We start from the raw sequence: 19,545 nt of genomic DNA, 5'->3' as shown, positions 1-19,545 counted from the left end.
ACTTGATGCCTAATGAACCCACGCGTTTTACTCCATTATTTATGGATAAAATGCTTGAGCATACAGAACGATTAAATGCTTCAGACATTACCATACAGACTGGTGAAGCGATTTATGCCGAAGTGTATGGCAAGTTATTTCGCATTACAAATCGTCGCCTATCGAATACAGAGCTTGGTGATTTAATCAATGCGATTTATGGTCCTAACGCAACAACTCAGCTTCTTTCCGGTAAGGATATTGATACTCACTATGAATTTCGTCCTAACCGCGGTGAACGATATCGTTATCGTGTCAACGGTACCGCTTGTCTGGTAGAAGGTCATGATGCAATTCAACTTACTTTAAGAACCATTCCGACCACACCTCCACAACTTGAAACCATGCATCTTCCTGATAATATTCTTGAAGCAATAGCTCCTCAGGAAGGAATTGTATTTATTACTGGAGCTACGGGATCGGGCAAATCAACACTATTAGCCTCTATTATTCGTGAATTGATTGAAAAAGAAGATTCAAACCGCAAAGTTCTAACTTATGAATCACCGATTGAATTTGTTTATGACGAGATTGAAACTATTTCTTCCATAGTCAGTCAATCAGAAATTCCTCGTCATTTACCCAGTTTTGCCGACGGAGTTAGAAATGCTTTACGTCGTAAACCACGTTTAATCATGGTGGGTGAGTGTCGAGATGCCGAAACAATAAGTGCAGCGCTTGAAGCAGCGCTTACAGGGCATCCTGTTTACACCACCTTACATACCTCAGGAGTTGCGGAAACCATGCGACGGCTAGTAACTTCATTTGCCGGTGAAGAACGCTTAGGCCGAACCATTGATATTTTAGAAACCATTAGACTATGTATTTGGCAAAAACTTGTTCCTACAGTGGATGAGAAACGGGTTGCACTGAGAGAATATTTAGTGTTTGATGAAGAGGTTCGAGATATTTTACTCGAAGGCGATCCAAATGATGTAACCTCTGCTACACGTAAATTAGTACGGCAAAAAGGCCAGCTTATGACTTGGGATGCAAAAAATAAGTTTGAACAAGGGATAATAAGTGAGCGAGTATATAAATTAATTATTGCTGGAGCAAAAGACTACCAGCAATAAATGCCGAGGAGTATACCAATTAACGGGAATGCTTTACGTTATTATAGAAGTGCTCAAGCCCTATTTTTACCAGTTAAACCAATCGAAGATCTGGAGGGATTTGAACTCAAACTAAATAAACATCACTATTTTTTCTGTAGTGCAGAACCCCCGATTAACTTGTCAAGCAGTACCCGCATTAGCGGACATAAATTTATTGCAAACCGTATACTAGAAACAGCCGAGATCCCGGTCCCAAAAGCAGTTTTGGTGTCTGATGAAGAATTTGCCGACGGATCCTTTACCAAAATCATAAAAAACTTGAATTTCCCTCTTGTAATAAAACCTCTTCATGAAATTCGGGGAGCAGGTGTTTTATGTAATCTTCAAACATTCAATGAATTAAGAGCTGCTTTAACTCAAGCATTTACTTCCTATAATTTGCTCATGGTTGAAGAATTTCACGCTCAATTAAATTCCTACCGCGTCCTGGTTTTTAACCAACGAATACTTGGGGTAATACTCCGTCATCCTGCACATGTTATTGGGGATGGTAAACAAACTGTCGAAGAATTGGTTGCATCCACGAATATAGAGCGCAAACGCATAAACGAATTTTTAGGCGCAATCACTCTTGATGCAGAAGCGCATATCTGCCTCAAAGAACAAGGACTTAAAACAGAATACATCCCAAAGATTGGTGAAAAAGTTGCCTTAGGTTATACCAGTAACGCATCACGAGGAGGTACCTACGAAACTATAAGTAAAAAACTCTGTAAAAAAAATTATAAATTAATGATTCATGTTGCCAAAACATTAGGTCTTAAGTTAGTCGGTATTGACGTACAGTGTACAGATATTCTTAATGTTCCAATCGAATACCCGTCTGGAGTCATTATTGAGGCAAATGATGTTCCTAGCATTCGCATTCATGAACTTCCCATGAAGGGCAAAGCTAATCTTGTTACCCGAAAAATTATGCGTTATTTTATCTATCGTCATCCCTTTGCTTATTTAAGTTCGCTATACTTTAATAAAAAGACGGCTTTTTATGTACGAAGTTTCCTAGTCGTTATAATTTTAGCTATTTTTTATTCGCTATTATCCAAGGGAACGATATGAGCAAGAACATACAACTTTTAGATACCTCATTAAGAGATGGAGGACACCGAACCAATTTTCATTTTCAAGATAATGAGTTAGAAGAAATTTTACCTTCTCTTGATCATTCTGGAATAGACTACATAGAAATTGGTTATCGCAACGGTTCTTTACAGCCCATTGAACATTTGGGTCGCGCAGGATTTTGTGATAAAAAATACCTTCTTTTCTGCAGTTCCTTAATTAAAAATGCCAAAATAGCCGTTATGGTTCACCCCCAAAATGTAAATCAGGATGATCTTATTGAATTAAAAAACTGCGGTGTCGATTTATTACGAATATGCATTGCTAAAGACGATTTTTCATCGTCAATACCCATAATTCAGATGGCTAAAAAAACAGGTTTGCATGTTTCAGTTAATTTCATTCACATCTCTTATTACACCAATGCTGAATTAGATAAGAGCATAAAAGAAGCAAGCAAATACCACCCAGACATCATTTATTTTGCTGATTCTAATGGCAGTTTATTACCCAGAAGAATTAAAGAGCTTTATAATCGCTGCATTAATCACTACCCAATTTCATTCGGTTTTCATGCACACGATAATATTGGTTTAGCACAAGCAAATGCTTTAACAGCGATGGAAACGGGAGTGAAATTTATTGATGCCTCGCTTGCCGGAATGGGAAAAGGTACTGGCAACCTAAAAACTGAGTTTTTTACTGCCTATCTCCAAGCGGCAAATATAAAAAAATATAACTTACACGATATTTTAAACGCCGCAAATTATGTGCGTGATGTGTTAAAAATTGGTCATGAAGTTCTTGAAATGGATGAGTTTATCCGCGGAATTACTGATCTCTCAACAGCAGATCTTATTACTTATAAAGCAAAACAAGCGCGTCCCCTTTCATCTTCCTGAAAAACACGCAGATTAATGTGGAGCCTTAATGCAAAAGAAAAAAATAATAACTATTGGGCCTGTTTCAGCGCAATCCGAAGATATAGAGTTTATTGCTAGTTCCTTATCCTTTCTAAGCACAGATTATACTATTGATTATCTGGACTCATTATCCATTATGGAAGAATTGCCAAATAAAGCTTACTACAAACTTTGGGAACAAAAATTAGCTGCCTGCATTGAAGAGTATGATGCCTTTTTCGGTTTTGCCTTTGGTGGTGTTATTATTCAGCAGTGCTTTCCTTTATTTACCAAAGTTTATAAGCCGATTATCCTGTTTTCAACACCAACTTTTGCAAACAATCAACTTACTAAACAATTAAATCAGGTAATTAGTTTGTGCCGAGAAAATAAACTGCAGGAAGCATTAAAGACCTTGTACCACTTTGTTTTTTATCCCAATCAAATGCCTTTGTCATCAAGTAAATTGAGACATAAAACTCAAGCTTGCAAGCGTTTAATTTTTGGACTAACACGTGTATTATCCACTGATTCAACAGAAATTTTAAAGAAAAATAAGGTAAACCATACTCATTTAATTGGCGAATACTCTAATTTGGTCAATACAGGAAATGTGATCAAAGCAAAAAATGGGCGTTTAATTGTCGTGCCTAAAGCAAGTATGCGTATACTGCAAGACAATCTCCTTTTCTGCCAAAAAATTATTTTGGAGGCTTTAAAATAATGACGCCCCCTAAAAAATTAAACATCGCTGTATTACCTGGTGATGGCATTGGTATTGAGGTCACTCAAGCAAGTCTACCGATATTTACAGCACTTAATGTTCCGGTTAACCTAACTTTCGGCGATATTGGCTGGTCATGTTGGCAAAATGAAGGCACCCCCATCCCTGACCGCACTTGGCATTTAATTAACGAATCCGATACGGTTTTATTAGGGGCCATTACTAGTAAACCCCAACGTGAAGCCCAAAATGAATTAGCTGAAAAACTGCAGCATAAAAAACTCAATTATATTTCTCCGATTATTCAGTTAAGACAAAAGTTAGAGCTTTACGCAAATGTGCGTCCCTGTTTTGCGCTTAATAATGAAAGCAAACCCTTCGATTTTTGTATTATTCGCGAAAATACTGAAGGCCTCTATGCTGGTTTTGATTATCATCCCTTACCCGAACCAATACTCAATTTACTTGCTAAAAATTCGCATTGGCATGCTGTTCCTGCTCATGAAATGAGTTGTGCATTACGTTTGCAGTCTACTACAGGTTTAAGCCGTTTATTTCACTATGCATTTCAGTATGCAGAAAAACATCAGATGAAACGCGTTACTTTTGCAGACAAACCCAATGTATTACGCAGTAGTGGTGAATTTGCACGAGAAATTTTTGAAGATATAGCAAAACACTATCCACACATTCATGCGGATCGATTAAATGCAGATGCCGTAGGTTTATGGCTAGTAAGACGTCCTGAAGAATTTGGAGTGATTGTTGCTGAAAATATGTTTGGTGATATTTTATCAGATGTTGGCGCTGCCGTGATGGGGGGGTTGGGCTTTGCACCAAGTGCCAATATGGGACAAAGCAAATGCTACTTTGAACCAGTTCACGGCAGCGCGCCGCGAATAGGATCAAATAAAGCCAATCCAAGTGCAATGTTCTTAACGATAAGTATGCTATTAAATCATTTTGGTTATGAGAAACAAGCACAGATGATTAGACAGGCAGTAAGCATTGTTGTGCAGAAAGGACGATTTGTTACTTATGATGGGGGGGGGAATTCCAGCACTAATGATATGGCTACAGCGATCATTGAGCAATCTCTGGATTCTATTAAAAACAGTCAAACAAAAAATAAAGCGAATTCAATGTCCCACCAATTACAAAGATTACAAGTATTGAATACTACAGAAATTTCCGATGCACTGGACGCTTGCGGGATTGAGGGTGCATTACTTAATATTAAGCCATTAGCCCCGGGAATGAAGCTACTTGGGCCTGCCTACACTGTACGTTATGCATCCAGTAAAAATAAAAGCAGTACCTTTAAAAATGCAGCTAATTACATTGATGCCGTACCTGAAAAATCAGTGATTGTGATTGATAACGAAGGGCGCGTTGATTGTACTGCTTGGGGAGCCATTTTAACCAAAATGGCGTTACATAAGCATATAGCTGGAACCCTAGTTCATGGTGCAGTGCGCGATGTCGAATTTATTCGAGCAGCGAACTACCCCCTGTTCTGTACTGGCATTTACATGCGCTCAGGTAAAAACCGCATCCAAAAAATGAGCGAACAATGCCCCTTGGTTATTAATCAAGTCTCTATTAATCCAGGTGATATTATTTTTGCTGATGATAATGGTGCCTTAGTCATTCCCCAATATTTACTGACTGATATTTTAAATAAAGCAGAAAATATTAAATTAACGGAACAAAATATTGCCGCTGCAATTAAAAATGGAGTGTCATTAGAGCAAGCAAGAATCGATTATCGCTATGATCAACCCTGGTTAGGGCTAAAAAGAAGTGAATAAGCTCAGTGATTATAAATTTATTGATATTCATTATCATGCAAGTCCAGATCTTTATGAGCGACGGTGGCATGCTATAAAAGCAGGTCAAATTTATCAATCGCTGCATGGGGCAGTATTTTTAACGAGTCATTTAGGTGCAACCAGCATACAAGCAACTCTGGCGCAACAATTAGGTTTACCTGTTTTTTCTTCTTTAGTGTTAAATCACATCGCAGGTGGAATCAATTATCGCGTCATTTTACAGGCTTTAAATGAATATCAGCCAGTAATTGCTGCCAAAATGCTCGTACATTTTCCAACAATTACCGGTCGTCCCTTTCAATCCAAATTATCAAGGAAATTAAGTTACAATAAGTTAAGCAAATACTGTCTCAAAAGAGAAACGCTTTTTAATTCACAACAAAAAATACGCCAAAAAGCAATTGATATTTTAAAAATGGCAAACGATTATCCTATTGTTTTGACTACAGGACACGCATCAAAAGAAGAAATTTACTGCTTGGTTGATGCCTGTATTACCTATAATGTACCCGCTTTACTGTTAAATCAACCCGCACATCCCCTCGTTAATTTAAAAGCACTAAACTTAGAGGAACTTACTCAAAATGAATTTGTCTGGATTGAACAAACCATCTTAACTTATTTATTAGGACATCAGGATAAAGACGACTTCGCTGCTGTTTTAAAATCCACACCACGCGTAATTTATAGTTCCGATCTTGGCCAAATCAATCAAATGGATGTAGAATCTTGGCAGGTTTATTCAAATAGTATTTTTAATGAATTACAGTTGTCGCCTCAAAGAAGAGACGATTTAATCCGAGGAAATGCTACACAATTACTTGCATTATCATAAGGATTTACGCATTAAACACTTCTTGTAAAAATGCGATGGTACTTTGCCATGAACGTCGATCTGATCGAGCATTATAATGCAATCCCATCTCATTATCATTGGCAAGTGGATTAGTAAATGAATGAGCGGTAAGGCCATAAATGTGGATTTGCCAATCAACGTTCCGCTTTGTCATTTCGTGGGCAAATTGATTAACTTGCTCTGGTTTGACTAACGGATCATCATAGCCATGTAATACCAATATTTTAGACTTAATTGGTTTAAAAGGAGGTTCTGAAGCTGCTGAAAGTAACCCATGAACACTAATTACTGCGTTCACATTGCTACCAGAACGCGCTAAATCCAAAACACATAAGCCACCAAAACAGTAACCAATAGCAGCAATATTTTTTTTATCAACTTGTGGCAATTGAATCAATGCATCAAAAGCCGCTTTAATACGTTTGACTAATCTGTTGCGATCATTCATCAATGGCGACATTAATGCTCGTTTCTCATCCTTAGCTGATGCAGTTAAAGCCTGACCATACATATCAATGGCAAAACCAACATAACCAAGTGCAGCAAATTTTTTGGCTTTTTCACAGGCATCTTTACCACGACCGCCCCAATCAGGAGCTACCATAACAGCAGATACTGGTGAGGAAAATGCCGGGTTATAAGCGATAAAACCTCGACATACAGTATCTTCATCACGATAAACTAATTCATTCGTTATAATCACTAGTAATCTCTGTTTACTCTTATGAATACCTAAGGTTAAAAAGAAAAAGCCCTCTTATCAAGAGGGCTCCCATTAATTAAGCAGCATCCTACAATTCTAAGCGCCCCCAAGAGTCTTTATAATCCCCTTTGCAGCAGCTTTTTTCTCATCATCAGATGGGCCACCGCCACCGCCGGCTCCGCCACCGCCGGCACCACCACCTCCAGCTCCGCCGCCGCCACCGCCACCGCCGCCATCACCTGAAGAAGGTGTAGATTCCCCAGAAGCTTGTAAATTACCGCCCCCACCCGTATTGCCGAGAGCACCTTTAACAGCACCCACTGCTTTCATGCCATAACCACCCAGCTGTTTATCCATTTGGCCTTGAGCCCCCTGGGTTGCATCAATCCCTGCTTTTTGTTGATCTTTTACTTCCCCAGCCCATTGTGCAGCCTCTTGACCGGTGCTTTCTGGGCTGCCACCAATCCATCTCAATACTTTATCGGGTAATACAGAAATCAGGGTAAATGATTTTTGTACCATGATTAAGTACATAGTTGTATAAGTTAATATTGAAAAGAAAAATGCATAGATACCCGCCCAGTCCGAATATCCTCCAGTACCGGAAGGCATATCAGCCATACCCCAAGTGGCAGTAGCTGTATTTTGCTGTTGAATAAATCCAATCGCAGTATCATAACCCGAATTAAGTATCCATACGCCAACATAGGACAAGGCAATGGCAGCAATATAACCAATAATCATCATTGAAGGTCTTAAGAAGACGTTTAGTAAAATCATAATGGCAGCTTCACCCTTACCAAAGGCATCATGCCCCTCAGGATGAGTAACTCCTAAGGCTACTATTGGCGCCGCAACCATAGCTTCTATTACAGAAATTAACCAGGATAAAGCCCCAAAAGTAAAGATCATGTATGGTAAAATAGGGATATAATAGGCCGTTGTAAATCCAATGGTGGTCATTACTCCGACCCAGGCCAACAAAAGAGGCATCGCTAAAGAAATCAATGCGAAAATGAAGATTCCAAATACAGGGATTAACGCACTGGTAACCGCAAGATTCAGGAGCATCAACCATAAGTTACCTGCAAAGTTAATATATTGTACTCCCATATTAGCCAAGGCAATAATTGGATTGACTCCTGGTTCAGCGAGTGTTTGAACCCCTTGCTTAAAAATACTCGCCATACCACTCAGTGGAATCATTAAAAACGCCATAACAACCTGATTAATAATTTGTCCAAATAAAGCAATAAAAGTATTATATATGAACAAGAATATTATATTATAAAACAAGTTCCCGAGTAACGATCCCAAACAAAAGGAAAAAAACATGATTTTTACTTGGCCACAAGAAAAAGTTTGTTGTTGCAATGCATACATCGATGTATTAACCGAAAAATTAATTGTGTTAGCAAAAGTTAAAGGTGCTAAGCCGGGTTGACCAGGCATTTGTACCATAACTGAATTGTTCACAAACCCAAACACTGTGGAGGCTGCTAAGGAAGTAACTGCATATCGATTTGGATTAGCAGCCATAGTCGGTTTAGTTAAAGGAATTGAGGGATTGTTGGGAGAAGAACTTGTGCCTGAGTTAGCAGTTGTTATGCCCGTTCCATCAATTAACCCTACAACTTGGGTTAATGGAGCAGGATCTGCTCTAAACCAAGTACACAATTGAGAAAAACTACCTCCACATTGATTGTCGACAAAGGGACTGATTATCGTACTGGCACTAAAAGTACTATTATCCAAGCCGGTGTTACTATCAGTTGTGCCTGCGTTTACAGTGGCACTACCCTGAATTCTCACCAAGTCAAAGAAATAAGCTCCTGCCATAATCCAGCCTTGAGTTGATGCCTGGTCAATGAATGCTCTTGCATTATTCTCATTATTGGCATTATTCATTTGAGCTAAAAGATTAAGCGTTGGCATCATAATACCACTGTAATCATTAAGAGCATTCGTGAATTCTGTTCCATTAAACAAGGTACCCCCACCGGAACTACCCGCTGTAGGTCCCCAAATATAACAGTTTTGACTATAGTTTGAACAGATAGTGGAACTTTGCGTGTAAGGCACACCAAACTGTTGAATAGCAAAGTCAGGAATATATGGGATAATACTACTATTAGTACTCCTCCCTTGAGCAGCCATTGCCGGTGAATTACCAATAATAGTTTGCGCTACGCCAGACAAATTTACATACATTTGCTGAATGGCAATCGCACGTGACATCTGTGCTGTTGCAAGCTCAGAAGAACTTAGTCTTATCCCACTTAAAGTAACATTAGACCCAACGCTCGAAGTCGCATTAGCTAAGGAAAAAGCAGTTGGATTGGAAAGCGAACTGATGCTGTTCCAAGTAATCGTACCACAAATACCATTTAAAAAACTGTAAGGAGAACTTGAATCAAAGTTAGGCATCGTAACTGAGAAGGAACTCGCCGTTGGATTGTTACCCTGTACAGTAACCGTGTTTATTGACGATATAAAGTCTGGGACCGAAGTAGTACAAAATGTATTCATTGAAGCAGATGGTGTGCCTGAACAAGGACCTGACATATTTGATTTCAAGTTCAAATATTTTTGTCTTTGGTTTTGTAATTGCGTCTGCAGCCCAAGCATACACACTTGCCCCGCCAGAATATTGAGTCCTCCCGTAGCTATAGACGCCATACCCGCATTACCATTTGTAAGTGCTGTCGCAGGATTAATCTGTTGTGCCTGAATAATAACCCCGCCACGGTTCAAATAACTTAACGCTGCATCCCATACTTTGTCTGCAGCGCCAACCCCTTGGACGACGATCCACATAACAAAAATTTGCATCAAACAATACCCTGATGCTTTAGGAATCAATAAGGCTAAACCCAGAGTTGAACGCACGGGAATCCAAATGGAGGACCATTTTTGGCCGAGCATTTGCCCTTCATGAGCAGTATTCATGGTAGAAACAAGCAGGGTGTACATGATAATAGCGCCACCTATAGCCAGGACAGCAGCGTTAAATACCCCAAACATACTTCCCAAAATTTGACTGCCCGTACCGCTTAATACACCATCAACAATACCAAATAAATTACCCAGGAATACCACGGAGTAATCGCTAGCCGGTGGAGCAAAATTTAATGAACTCGACGAAGTGGATGCAAGTACAAGACTAGGAAACACTAGGAGAAGCATTGAGATGAGTAACTTATTCATTTTTTCTCTCCTAAAAGGCCTCGCTTCAACCATTCATCAAAAGTGCATCCAAGCTTGCGATGTTTAATCTGATAATACCAGAAATGATATCGGAAGGCTAAAGTCAACGCGATGAGTGTAACTATTAGGCTCACAATAAATGCTTTAAAAGAACCATAAAACAGTTGATAGCCTGAATAGCCTAAAATCAAGCAGGCCACTACCATCATCACCATACTTAAGCGGAACAATGCATTTTGTTTGGCAAGTAAACTTTCATCATCAATATTAAGCTTGGTTACAGCCTCATTAAATGATTCAGTCTTCTTATTTCCTTGCGGAATAAAAAGCCTTTGAAATCCATTTGAAAGATAGAGAGTAAAATACTTTATTCGCTCCCAATCAAACCATGCACGGACATTAAGAATGCTGCCGATTAATTTAACTATTTTCAATTCAGATTTATTAGTCATAGTTTTTTCTTACATTTAAATTAGAAATAATATACTTTTACCCCTCATGATATACTATAGTATTAAGGAGTAAATTCGTCCATTAATTTAATATAGAGTAAAACATGCCTGATCTTAGCCATGAAGCATCTGCACAGTACTGGTTTGAATACATAGATCCCATGATCTATCGTGTGATTACTTTTATGGAAAGTGTTGAAGACTGGACTCTTGATGGTAACCCAGAGTTTGAGGCAGCTATGGAACAGCTGGGTAAGGAGCTTGATGATATTGAAAAAATTGACATGGGACTTTTGGATCAAGAAGAGCAATTTATTCGTATAGTTGGCAATATTAAATCAGGAAGAGGATTGCGATTGCTGCAAGCGATAGACACGGTTCATCCAGGAAGCGCTTCTCGTATTTTAATACATGCGGAAGAAACAAGCACTGGAAGTCATGATCCTGCTGGGGTTTTTCTCAAAAGAAACATTATATTTGAACGTTTAAGATTGTTATCTCGGGTTTTTTGTCAATACCGATTAAAACTTGTTATACGAGCACTTGAAGGGGATGAATGATGAAACGATTTTCTAAATTTGCATTAATTAATTTATTTTACTTAACCACTTTACCTGCTATCGCAGATGACTCGGTTAACCAGTACAGTTCTCAACAAATGGCTACAAATACTCAAAATGTAGCACAATATTTATTAAATCTTGGCGGCTACCTGGGTTTCACCTTGACCCAATCTCCTACAGCCAATAATGCGACAATAAGCCAATCTTTACTCAACATAACTGCCACACAACTCATGGAAACGTATATGCTTAATACGTTCTTAGGTGCTATTCCGGTCAATGCATTTAGCACCGCTTTGAGTCAATTCTTACCTACTGAGATCTCTAGTGCTTCGATGTTAAATGCTTGGGCTAATAATGTATTTAATTCACAAAATTTCAGTAATCCTCAATCACAACAACAAGGTAATGTATCTGTTAATACCACCATTGATCAACAAAATTTCCAACAGGATCCTGTTAATCAAGCTGTATTAAATGTATTGGGTACGCCAGATGCCAGCTATTGCATGAATTATGATGGCACTGCCTGGGTAGGCTGTTCTCAAGCCGGGGGTAGTAGTACGATTTTACCAGCCAGTAGTGTTATCTCCAACATTATTGGACCACTCCCTTCAACCTATCAATTTTATACATATCAATATAACCAGCAATTTTTAAGTCAGCTTAACAGCAACTCATTAACAGGTCCTTTATTGTATGCTACCCAAAGTGGATCGGGGAACAGCACCTCAAGCTCAAATACTTCCAACCAAAACAGTGGCTTAACTGCTCAAAATCAAGCGCAACAGGCTGCTAATTTTGTTCGTTATGTTTCAGGGAGTGTTACCCCGCTGCAGTTGCCAAATCTCAAAGCGTATGACACATTATATAGTCAGGCAATCCCTGCATCACCTACAGCGGCCCCCACTCTACAACAAATCCAAGCTCAGGCCACACTTGATAGTTACTTTACCAGCTTACGTACCTATGCAGCACAATTTTCTGTGGGTATGAGCAACTTATATTTTATCATGTCAAAACGCTTACCCCAAAACCAAAGTACTTCAGGCCAGACTCCATCAAGTCAGGCGTTAAGTGAATTTAATATGGCAACTTGGAGATTATTCAATTCTGATATGAGCGCTAATAATCAATGGATTAATCAAATTAATAATGCGTCACCAACCACAGTAGGAAAAGAAATTGCAACCTTACTTGCTGAAATGAACTATCAAATGTATTTGGACCGCCAAATTCAAGAGCGTATCTTGCTAACTAACAGTATTATGCTAATGCAAAATACGCGCACTACCCAACCTAGTGCTAATTTCTCTGCAAATCCGTCAACAAATTCATCTCAATGATTAGCAAGGTGAGCAGTTGTTCCCAATGCCTACACACCGAGAGCTCCTCACAAAAATTACACATAGTGAGGACTCTCTTGTTGTGCCAAGAGGGGTAAGAGCGTAGTGAAATTAAAAAATCTGTACTCAAATCAAGCCAATCGATGCTCAAAAAAACCTCAGGAACAATGCCTAAGGATTAAGCAAATGATCGATTTTCATTTTTTTAAAGAGTTACATTCATAAGAATTCGTTGTGCACTAGTTCGCCATGGAGCTTTAATGACTGTATTCGTACAATAATACTGTTCGCCCGAAAAACAACTTCAATCATATTGGTACATGCTAGTTTTTGAAAAATAGCTTAGCGGTACTGCTCCACTCTTCTTACTGACATTTGAAAAAACAAAGCAATTTCTTTAATCGTTTTTCCTTGGGCAGAGAGATATAAACATTGGTTCTCCCTTTTGGTTAAGCGAAAATCTAAATAAATCACTTGCCGTACCCAAACATGCGACAGTACATTTTTCATTTCTGACACTTGTTTTGCGCTAGGTTTGGCATTTCTTAGAAAGGCTAAATATTCTTTTGTAAAAGTCTTAAAAAATTTCTTTTGCTGACTCATAAAACCAAATTGGTTATTTCCATAACTATCCATAATCATCTCTTTTTTTAAGCGCGAGAAAAAATACAGGTAATATAGCAAAATGCTACCCGTAACAAAAAACCATAAGAAAAACTAGGCAAATTTTTTATATAATGAAATAAAAAAAATCAGTTAGTTGCTCTTAAGGGGATAAAATTGAGGGATAGTATTGATTTAAGTACTTGTACCATTGAAAAATGGTCCTGAAATCGTCTAATATGAGATCATCCATGATTTACCCCCAGTAAATTGTGGTTAGCTGGTAGTGGGGACGCCAATCCCTGCTATCAGCGCTTTTTAAAAAACTTAAAATGCTCGTTAATCTTATTGCATCCAGAAATAGGTTGCAATGAAAATTTATCTTTCATGTGAACAAAGGGACTTGGGAACACAAAAATAGAATTATTCCTGGCTCCACTGCCCAGTAAAACGTACATATTATCAAGCACAAGAATTATATATCGAAACAGCAGGCTGTGAAAAACGGTTCAAAATATAAAGAAATTTGCCGACGATTTAGATCGAATAAATGCCGTGGACAAGTCCTGAGAGAAATCAGCATCTTTTCTGAAGAACAATTAACCCAAAAAGCTAAGAAGCTATACTGCGTTTTAGGGTACTTCACGCCGTCTATAAATTAAATAATAATCATTAGACGCTATTGAATGTGTAGATAAAGCCCTGGACCGCAAAACAGCAACACGTTGATAGTCACTCAAAAAATGTTTCTCTCTTAGCGCTTCTACTAAAAAATTAAGATGCATTTCCACAGAAGGTTTATTCACAATAACCCACTGAGGTTTAATCTGCTCCTTAAGGTAGACAGCATAAGTTGCCAAATTACCACCATAACTAGCCTGCATTAATTCCTCATTATTTAAACACTGGCTGTCAATAAAACGAATATCCGGTCGTGCATTAAACCGAATAATTCCACAATCATCTAAAAGAACTGTAGCTCCTGGTGCCGCCTGCTCATTTAATATCTTGGCAATCATCATGCGATTTTGGTTTCTGCCCTGATATTCAGCAGCTTTCGTTTGTAAATCACTAAGATTAGTGCCAGGAATAAATAGAAAGGTTAAATTAATGATTACAAAAACAGTGATTAACTTTAAATTCCAGTTGGTCAATTTAAAATACTGCAAAAACTGATATACACCCAAAACAGCCAATAAAGAAAAAAGCGCCAATGGGGCCAAAAATAAACGCAAAAGATAAGCAAGAAGAGGATCTGCACTCCAAAGCATCAAACCATAAAGCAACGAAGGCAGCCACAATAATAAATGCCGGCAATCTTTCGAAGCTAAAAAATAAGGCAGTGAAGCAACTATTAAAGAAAGTGCTACCTGAAGATAATCAAGATCTACGATCCCAACTTGCCCGGGTGCTAAGGCTTTGCAAAGGTAACTGTTTGGAATCAAATGACCAAAATAATGAATACGCCAAATAAAATAAACTGTATATGGAAACACAAAACAAAAAAATGAAATAATTCCCCATAAATACAATGTCTTATAGCCATCGGTAAATCCTTTTACACCATTGTTCCGTAAGTGACAAAAGACAAAAAAAGTAACAGGAATGACCCAAACGCATCCTTCAAATCGTGTTAAACTAAGAAGAAGCAAAATAATATTAGTATTAATCCATGAATAAGTAGAGACCTTCGACGGTATAATCGGTTGTTCTAATTGAGAAGTGTATCCAAAAGCTGCAGCACATTGCCATATTAACAATAAAGACAAAGCACAAAAAAAAGTGCTTTCCAATCCGCTCACAGTCCACCAAATAACCCCAGCATAATGACTGAACAAAAACACCGGAAGCATTGCCAATAATGGACTAAAAAAAAGGCGGCTTAAACGATATAAAAATAACAGCCCCATTCCTAAACTAAAAACAGAAATCCATTTTATGGTAAGCGCTAAAGGCCATTGTAATTTAATAATTAAAGCAGCTAATAAAACCCACAAAAAATTGGAATATCCCTCAACACGTGGCATTGAAGCTTGCCAATGCAATCCTTGACCCTGAGCTAGTTGAGCCGCATAAGTCCAACTAATATAAGCATCATCAGTAGTAAATCCCCATGCTGCAAAAAGCGAGATTGCCAAATAATAAGCACAATAAGCAGCCAAAAAAAAAGCCAGTAACAATTCCTTTCGAGATGATAAAGAATTCAAAATTTTAGATCCTCCGTAAACGAAGCTCTGTTATTATGTTAGGTAACAGTACCTCAAATTCAGACTCAAGAATAACCGTGAGAAGCCAAACTGTCATCTTGTATTTACATAGATCATATAAAGCATTACCACATAAACATGAATCATTTAATCTTTATGTGGTAATTTGAGACGCATTAACTTAATATTCACCAATACTTCTCGAGTGCCCTCGAGGCCGAATGAACGATTTAATACCATGTCAAAAAAAATAATTTTTCAAGATTCTTTTCTAGTTTCTGGCATTATGTGTTTCACAGGATGTGGAGCAACGATTCAAAATGAGTTTAATCGGCATTTTCAGACATATAAACGTAAAAATCACCTGCCTGAAGACATGCAATTAATCATGGATGCTGAACCTCAAGCTTTAGGTATTCATCGCTTATTTATAACCATTACTACTAATGAAGAAGAATTGAATCAATATGAACACCATGCTCAATCCTTTTCTACTCTATTCAAAAAATGTATCGCTTCAATCGGCTTTAAAGTCATTAAGAACTGTGACGAAGAAAAAAATGATTCGTATAAGAAAAATTGGATAAATATTATAATCAATTTCTTAGCAATCGGAGCTATCGGTATTTTATCAATAATATTCCCCCCATCACTATTTCTTACCATTGGTCTCACTAGCCTCTCATTTTTAACTACTGCGTTTACTGGAAGAAATTACCTTATTAATTTCTTCAAACACAGACACGGTCAAAACATGTTTGATATGAATACAACAGTCACTTTAGGATGGTTTTTGTCTTTTATACATACCCTTTATCACGTTATAACAATGCCTTTAGTATGTGATTTTTCCATGATATTCATGTGTTTTATTATGCCGGTGACATTATTCACGCTTATTAATGGGATGGATGAAATTAAACGTCAGGTTTTAAATCAATCCAAGAAAATGCATTTAAAAGGATTGAACATGTTATTTCCTCAAATGGCTAATGAATACGAGTGTTATCAATGCTCCTCATTAGAACAGGAACTGTTTTCTCAGTCAAAAGAAGATCTTTCGGCTATTTTTCAACGTAAAGAAAAAATATTAACTAATAAATTAATTAAGGAACAAAAAAGTTTACTTAAAGAAGGGATGCTCGTTAAAGTAAATTGTGGAGAATGCTTTCCTGTGGATTGCAAACTTATTTATGGCCATACCCTAGTTGATTCTTCTCTTTTAACTGGGGAACCGAAACAGTCAAAGCGATTTTTAGATTTTATCCCTGCTGGTGCCATTAATCTGAGTGAACCCGTTATTGTTTATGCCACCCAGAATCCCTACCAAAGTACTGTTAATCAAATGTTGTTTCGTGCCAATAGAGCTCAGCAGCCTATTACTGCGAAGCCCAATCATGTTTTTACTTACGTCTATAGTTCATTAATCTTGATTGGACTTATAACAGCAATTTGTGCTCCTCTTGCTTTAGGTATTCTTACTTTTTCTTTATCCTTGCAAAATATTACGGGTATTTTATTTGTAATTTGCCCATGCACCATAGCCCTAGCTCACGAGTTACCAAACTTAATTAGTATTTATCACCGTTCTACTAAAGGCATTATGATACGTGATAAAAATTTATGTAGTCGATTTAATGAATTAGATACCATTGTCTTTGACAAAACAGGAACACTGACTACAGGTAATAGTCAAGTTGATTCTTCTATAGGAATTTCTTCCTCATTATGGGAAAAAGTTTATCTATTGGAAAAGCACTACGGATGTCAACATCCACTCGCTAAAGCCATTACCCATCATTACGCAACCCGCACAAAATATCGAAGCATTATCCAAAGTATTGACAAGGTTTCCCCTGATCCTTCCAGTCGAGGATTATCAGCTCATGTGCAAGGAAAACAAATTCATGTGGGGAATTCACTGTATTTAGCCGAATCAGGCATCAAATTACCTAAAATCGATACCCTTAAGACAGAACAAGGATTAACTGCAGTTTATGTTGCAGAAGATAAAATCTATAAAGGAGTAATCTATATTAAGCATGAAATTAGAGCGGATGTTTTAGCCACACTTGATCGTTTAAAGAAAAAAGGCAAACAAATAATTATGCTCACTGGAGACAGTCCCTCTGCTGCCATAGGCTTTAATCAACAAAATGGTGTTTTTTTTGCTCCAAAAGATATTTATGCTTCACAGTCTCCCCAAGATAAAGAAAATTTTCTATCTGACTTAATGAGTAATAAAGGGATAAATCCTCACAACGTCTGGTTTGTTGGCGATGGTTTAAATGATGCCTCCTGTGCCAAAATAGTTACTGAAAAAGGAGGGGTTAGCTGTGCTATAACATCAGAAGATAAAGCTTCTTTTTTTACAGACATCAGTTTAAATGGGTCACTCAATTATTTGTTTGAACACAATAAGCTGAATCAATTTTTGAAAAAAAATAAGCTCCAGAATCAAGGATTATTAATTTATGGCACTCTGGCATTTATCGCCTTTATTGTTTCTTTTTCAATTGCAGGTATTGCTGTCTCCCCTATCATTCCTCTAATTATCATGACCTCAACTACATTGATGGTATTATTTAATTCATATCGTATGCAACTAACCATTGATAGCGCATTAGATAAAAATACTTCATGGTTCAAACAATTTTTAGCTTCCGATCTCTCCATTGGATTACTGGTGATGGCCAGCCTGCAATTCATGTGTGGCCTACTTATATCAACAATGGTTAAAGGTGGACTCTCTCTTCTGGTCATTACATTTACTGCTGGGGCAGCTCCTGCCATAAGTAGTCTCTGTCTATTAACAGCTGTTAGTTTAAGTGTTTTATTTATCGTATTGGCCAGTACTTCTTTCTTATTTGATAAGCATCTTGATCGGCGACAAAAAGACAGCCTTGATTTATATAAACATAGTTCTCTATCATTAAAAAACTCATTTGTACAAGGAAAGAATATAGTAGGACCATTAAGTATTGTTCATGAAAAAACAAGAAGAAATGAATCGCTCCTCTTAGAACAGAAGTGGACCCCATCGATGAGACCACGATCCCTTACTATTTAGCTAGTGTCCAATTTATTGGAACATCGAGGCATTGCGCCTGATGACAGGCTACCTGTAGAGCAAGCTGTGTCAATGAGGAGTCCTGAGGAACGAAGGAAGCTCATGGATACTACTTGAACGTAAGGTATTCTAGTCATTAAGAGCCTGCCGTTTTCTGCGATCATGCTGCTACTCTAAGTCCATCGTAACACTCTGATGGCGTACATTTTCCGAGTGATTCATGAGGTTTTTCGTCATTATAAAACCGAAAATATTCACGTAACCCATGGCGCAATGCTAGCACTGTCGGATATTCTTTTAAATACACATCTTCATATTTAACAGAGCGCCATAATCTTTCAATGAACACATTGTCTACCCAGCACCCTTTTCTATCCATGCTAATCTGGATATCATGGTCCTGCAACACGTTAATAAAAACTTTGCCAGTAAACTGGGAGCCTTGATCTGTATTGAAAATGCCAGGTGCGCCATAGCGCCTGATAGCACTTTCTAGCGCACTCACACAGAAACTATCATCCATGGTGTTAGGTACTTCCCAAGATAATACTTTACGGCTATACCAATCCATAATAGTTACTAAATACACAAAGCCACCATACATGCGGATATATGTCAGATCGGCACACCAAACTTGATTAGGTTGAGCAATAGTCAAGCTTTGTAACAGATACTGACCTATTTGCGTGTACAGTTTCTCACGTTCTTTTTCTAGCGATTCTACGTCCTTTTCATTTTCATTTTTACCACTAAATAGATGCTTGCTGCTTTCTAATAACAGCCTTTTCCATTGGTTAATTTGTGTTGGATGTACTTCAAATTCCGATGCTAATTCATTGGGCGTTTTATGACCTTTTAATG

The 19,545-nt window shown here is 37.8% G+C and carries 15 protein-coding genes; 9 read left to right on the top strand and 6 right to left on the bottom strand.

Annotated elements, in window-relative coordinates; all coding sequences use genetic code 11:
* Positions 1-5: 5 nt before the first annotated feature.
* Genes dotB through WA877_RS04380 form a run of 6 tightly spaced genes read left to right on the top strand, consistent with a single transcriptional unit; the run spans position 6 to position 6,512 of the window.
* The gene (gene dotB, locus WA877_RS04405; RefSeq protein ID WP_425169737.1) at positions 6-1,115 is read left to right on the top strand and encodes a Dot/Icm type IV secretion system ATPase DotB; all 1,110 of its coding nucleotides are present in this window, start codon (positions 6-8) and stop codon (positions 1,113-1,115) included.
* Complete coding sequence (locus WA877_RS04400; protein ID WP_425169723.1) at positions 1,116-2,216, top strand: UDP-N-acetylmuramyl peptide synthase; 1,101 nt, start codon at positions 1,116-1,118, stop codon at positions 2,214-2,216. It begins immediately after the preceding gene.
* On the top strand, positions 2,213-3,121 hold the full coding sequence (locus WA877_RS04395; RefSeq protein ID WP_425169722.1) for a 4-hydroxy-2-oxovalerate aldolase: 909 nt from the start codon (positions 2,213-2,215) through the stop codon (positions 3,119-3,121). The genes WA877_RS04400 and WA877_RS04395 overlap by 4 nt, the downstream gene beginning before the upstream one ends.
* 28 nt (positions 3,122-3,149) lie before the next feature.
* On the top strand, positions 3,150-3,845 hold the full coding sequence (locus WA877_RS04390; protein ID WP_425169720.1) for a hypothetical protein: 696 nt from the start codon (positions 3,150-3,152) through the stop codon (positions 3,843-3,845).
* On the top strand, positions 3,845-5,656 hold the full coding sequence (locus WA877_RS04385; protein WP_425169719.1) for an isocitrate/isopropylmalate family dehydrogenase: 1,812 nt from the start codon (positions 3,845-3,847) through the stop codon (positions 5,654-5,656). The genes WA877_RS04390 and WA877_RS04385 overlap by 1 nt, the downstream gene beginning before the upstream one ends.
* On the top strand, positions 5,649-6,512 hold the full coding sequence (locus tag WA877_RS04380) for a DUF6282 family protein (protein WP_425169717.1): 864 nt from the start codon (positions 5,649-5,651) through the stop codon (positions 6,510-6,512). The genes WA877_RS04385 and WA877_RS04380 overlap by 8 nt, the downstream gene beginning before the upstream one ends.
* Positions 6,513-6,516: 4 nt before the next feature.
* Here the strand turns inward: WA877_RS04380 and WA877_RS04375 are convergent, their stop codons facing one another.
* The 3 genes from WA877_RS04375 to icmV all read right to left on the bottom strand — a co-directional run bounded on the left by WA877_RS04375 (position 6,517) and on the right by icmV (position 10,895).
* Entirely contained in the window at positions 6,517-7,236 is a 720-nt protein-coding gene (locus tag WA877_RS04375) for a dienelactone hydrolase family protein (RefSeq protein WP_425169716.1), read from the bottom strand.
* A 96-nt stretch (positions 7,237-7,332) separates the two neighbouring features.
* Entirely contained in the window at positions 7,333-10,443 is a 3,111-nt protein-coding gene (gene dotA, locus WA877_RS04370; RefSeq protein WP_425169714.1) for a type IVB secretion system protein DotA, read from the bottom strand.
* The gene (icmV, locus tag WA877_RS04365; protein WP_425169713.1) at positions 10,440-10,895 is read right to left on the bottom strand and encodes a type IVB secretion system protein IcmV; all 456 of its coding nucleotides are present in this window, start codon (positions 10,893-10,895) and stop codon (positions 10,440-10,442) included. The genes dotA and icmV overlap by 4 nt, the downstream gene beginning before the upstream one ends.
* A gap of 104 nt (positions 10,896-10,999) precedes the next feature.
* Between icmV and icmW the strand changes: the two genes are divergently transcribed.
* Together icmW and icmX are read left to right on the top strand one after the other, a co-directional pair.
* Positions 11,000-11,455: a type IVB secretion system protein IcmW gene (gene icmW / locus WA877_RS04360; RefSeq protein WP_425169712.1), complete on the top strand. Its 456-nt coding sequence runs from the start codon at positions 11,000-11,002 to the stop codon at positions 11,453-11,455.
* On the top strand, positions 11,455-12,804 hold the full coding sequence (gene icmX / locus WA877_RS04355; RefSeq protein WP_425169736.1) for a type IVB secretion system protein IcmX: 1,350 nt from the start codon (positions 11,455-11,457) through the stop codon (positions 12,802-12,804). The genes icmW and icmX overlap by 1 nt, the downstream gene beginning before the upstream one ends.
* Before the next feature lie 342 nt (positions 12,805-13,146).
* On the opposite strand, the gene WA877_RS04350 is transcribed toward icmX, so the two are convergent.
* Both WA877_RS04350 and WA877_RS04345 read right to left on the bottom strand, forming a co-directional pair.
* A complete protein-coding gene (locus WA877_RS04350) occupies positions 13,147-13,440 on the bottom strand; it encodes a helix-turn-helix transcriptional regulator (protein ID WP_425169711.1) in 294 nt (97 codons plus the stop codon).
* Positions 13,441-14,039: 599 nt separating this feature from the next.
* The gene (locus WA877_RS04345; protein ID WP_425169710.1) at positions 14,040-15,614 is read right to left on the bottom strand and encodes a protein LphB; all 1,575 of its coding nucleotides are present in this window, start codon (positions 15,612-15,614) and stop codon (positions 14,040-14,042) included.
* Between the two features lie 238 nt (positions 15,615-15,852).
* On the opposite strand from WA877_RS04345, the gene WA877_RS04340 reads away from it, so the two are divergent.
* Entirely contained in the window at positions 15,853-18,684 is a 2,832-nt protein-coding gene (locus WA877_RS04340; RefSeq protein ID WP_425169709.1) for an HAD-IC family P-type ATPase, read from the top strand.
* A 160-nt stretch (positions 18,685-18,844) separates the two neighbouring features.
* Here WA877_RS04340 and WA877_RS04335 read toward each other — a convergent pair.
* Positions 18,845-19,545: IS3 family transposase (locus tag WA877_RS04335; RefSeq protein ID WP_425169708.1), on the bottom strand; the 701-nt coding region annotated here is incomplete at its 5' end.

This window comes from Legionella sp., from assembly GCF_049790535.1.
GTDB lineage: Bacteria > Pseudomonadota > Gammaproteobacteria > Legionellales > Legionellaceae > Legionella.
The sequence above is the reverse complement of the archived record's forward strand: the minus strand, read 5'-3'. Positions and strand labels throughout refer to the sequence as shown.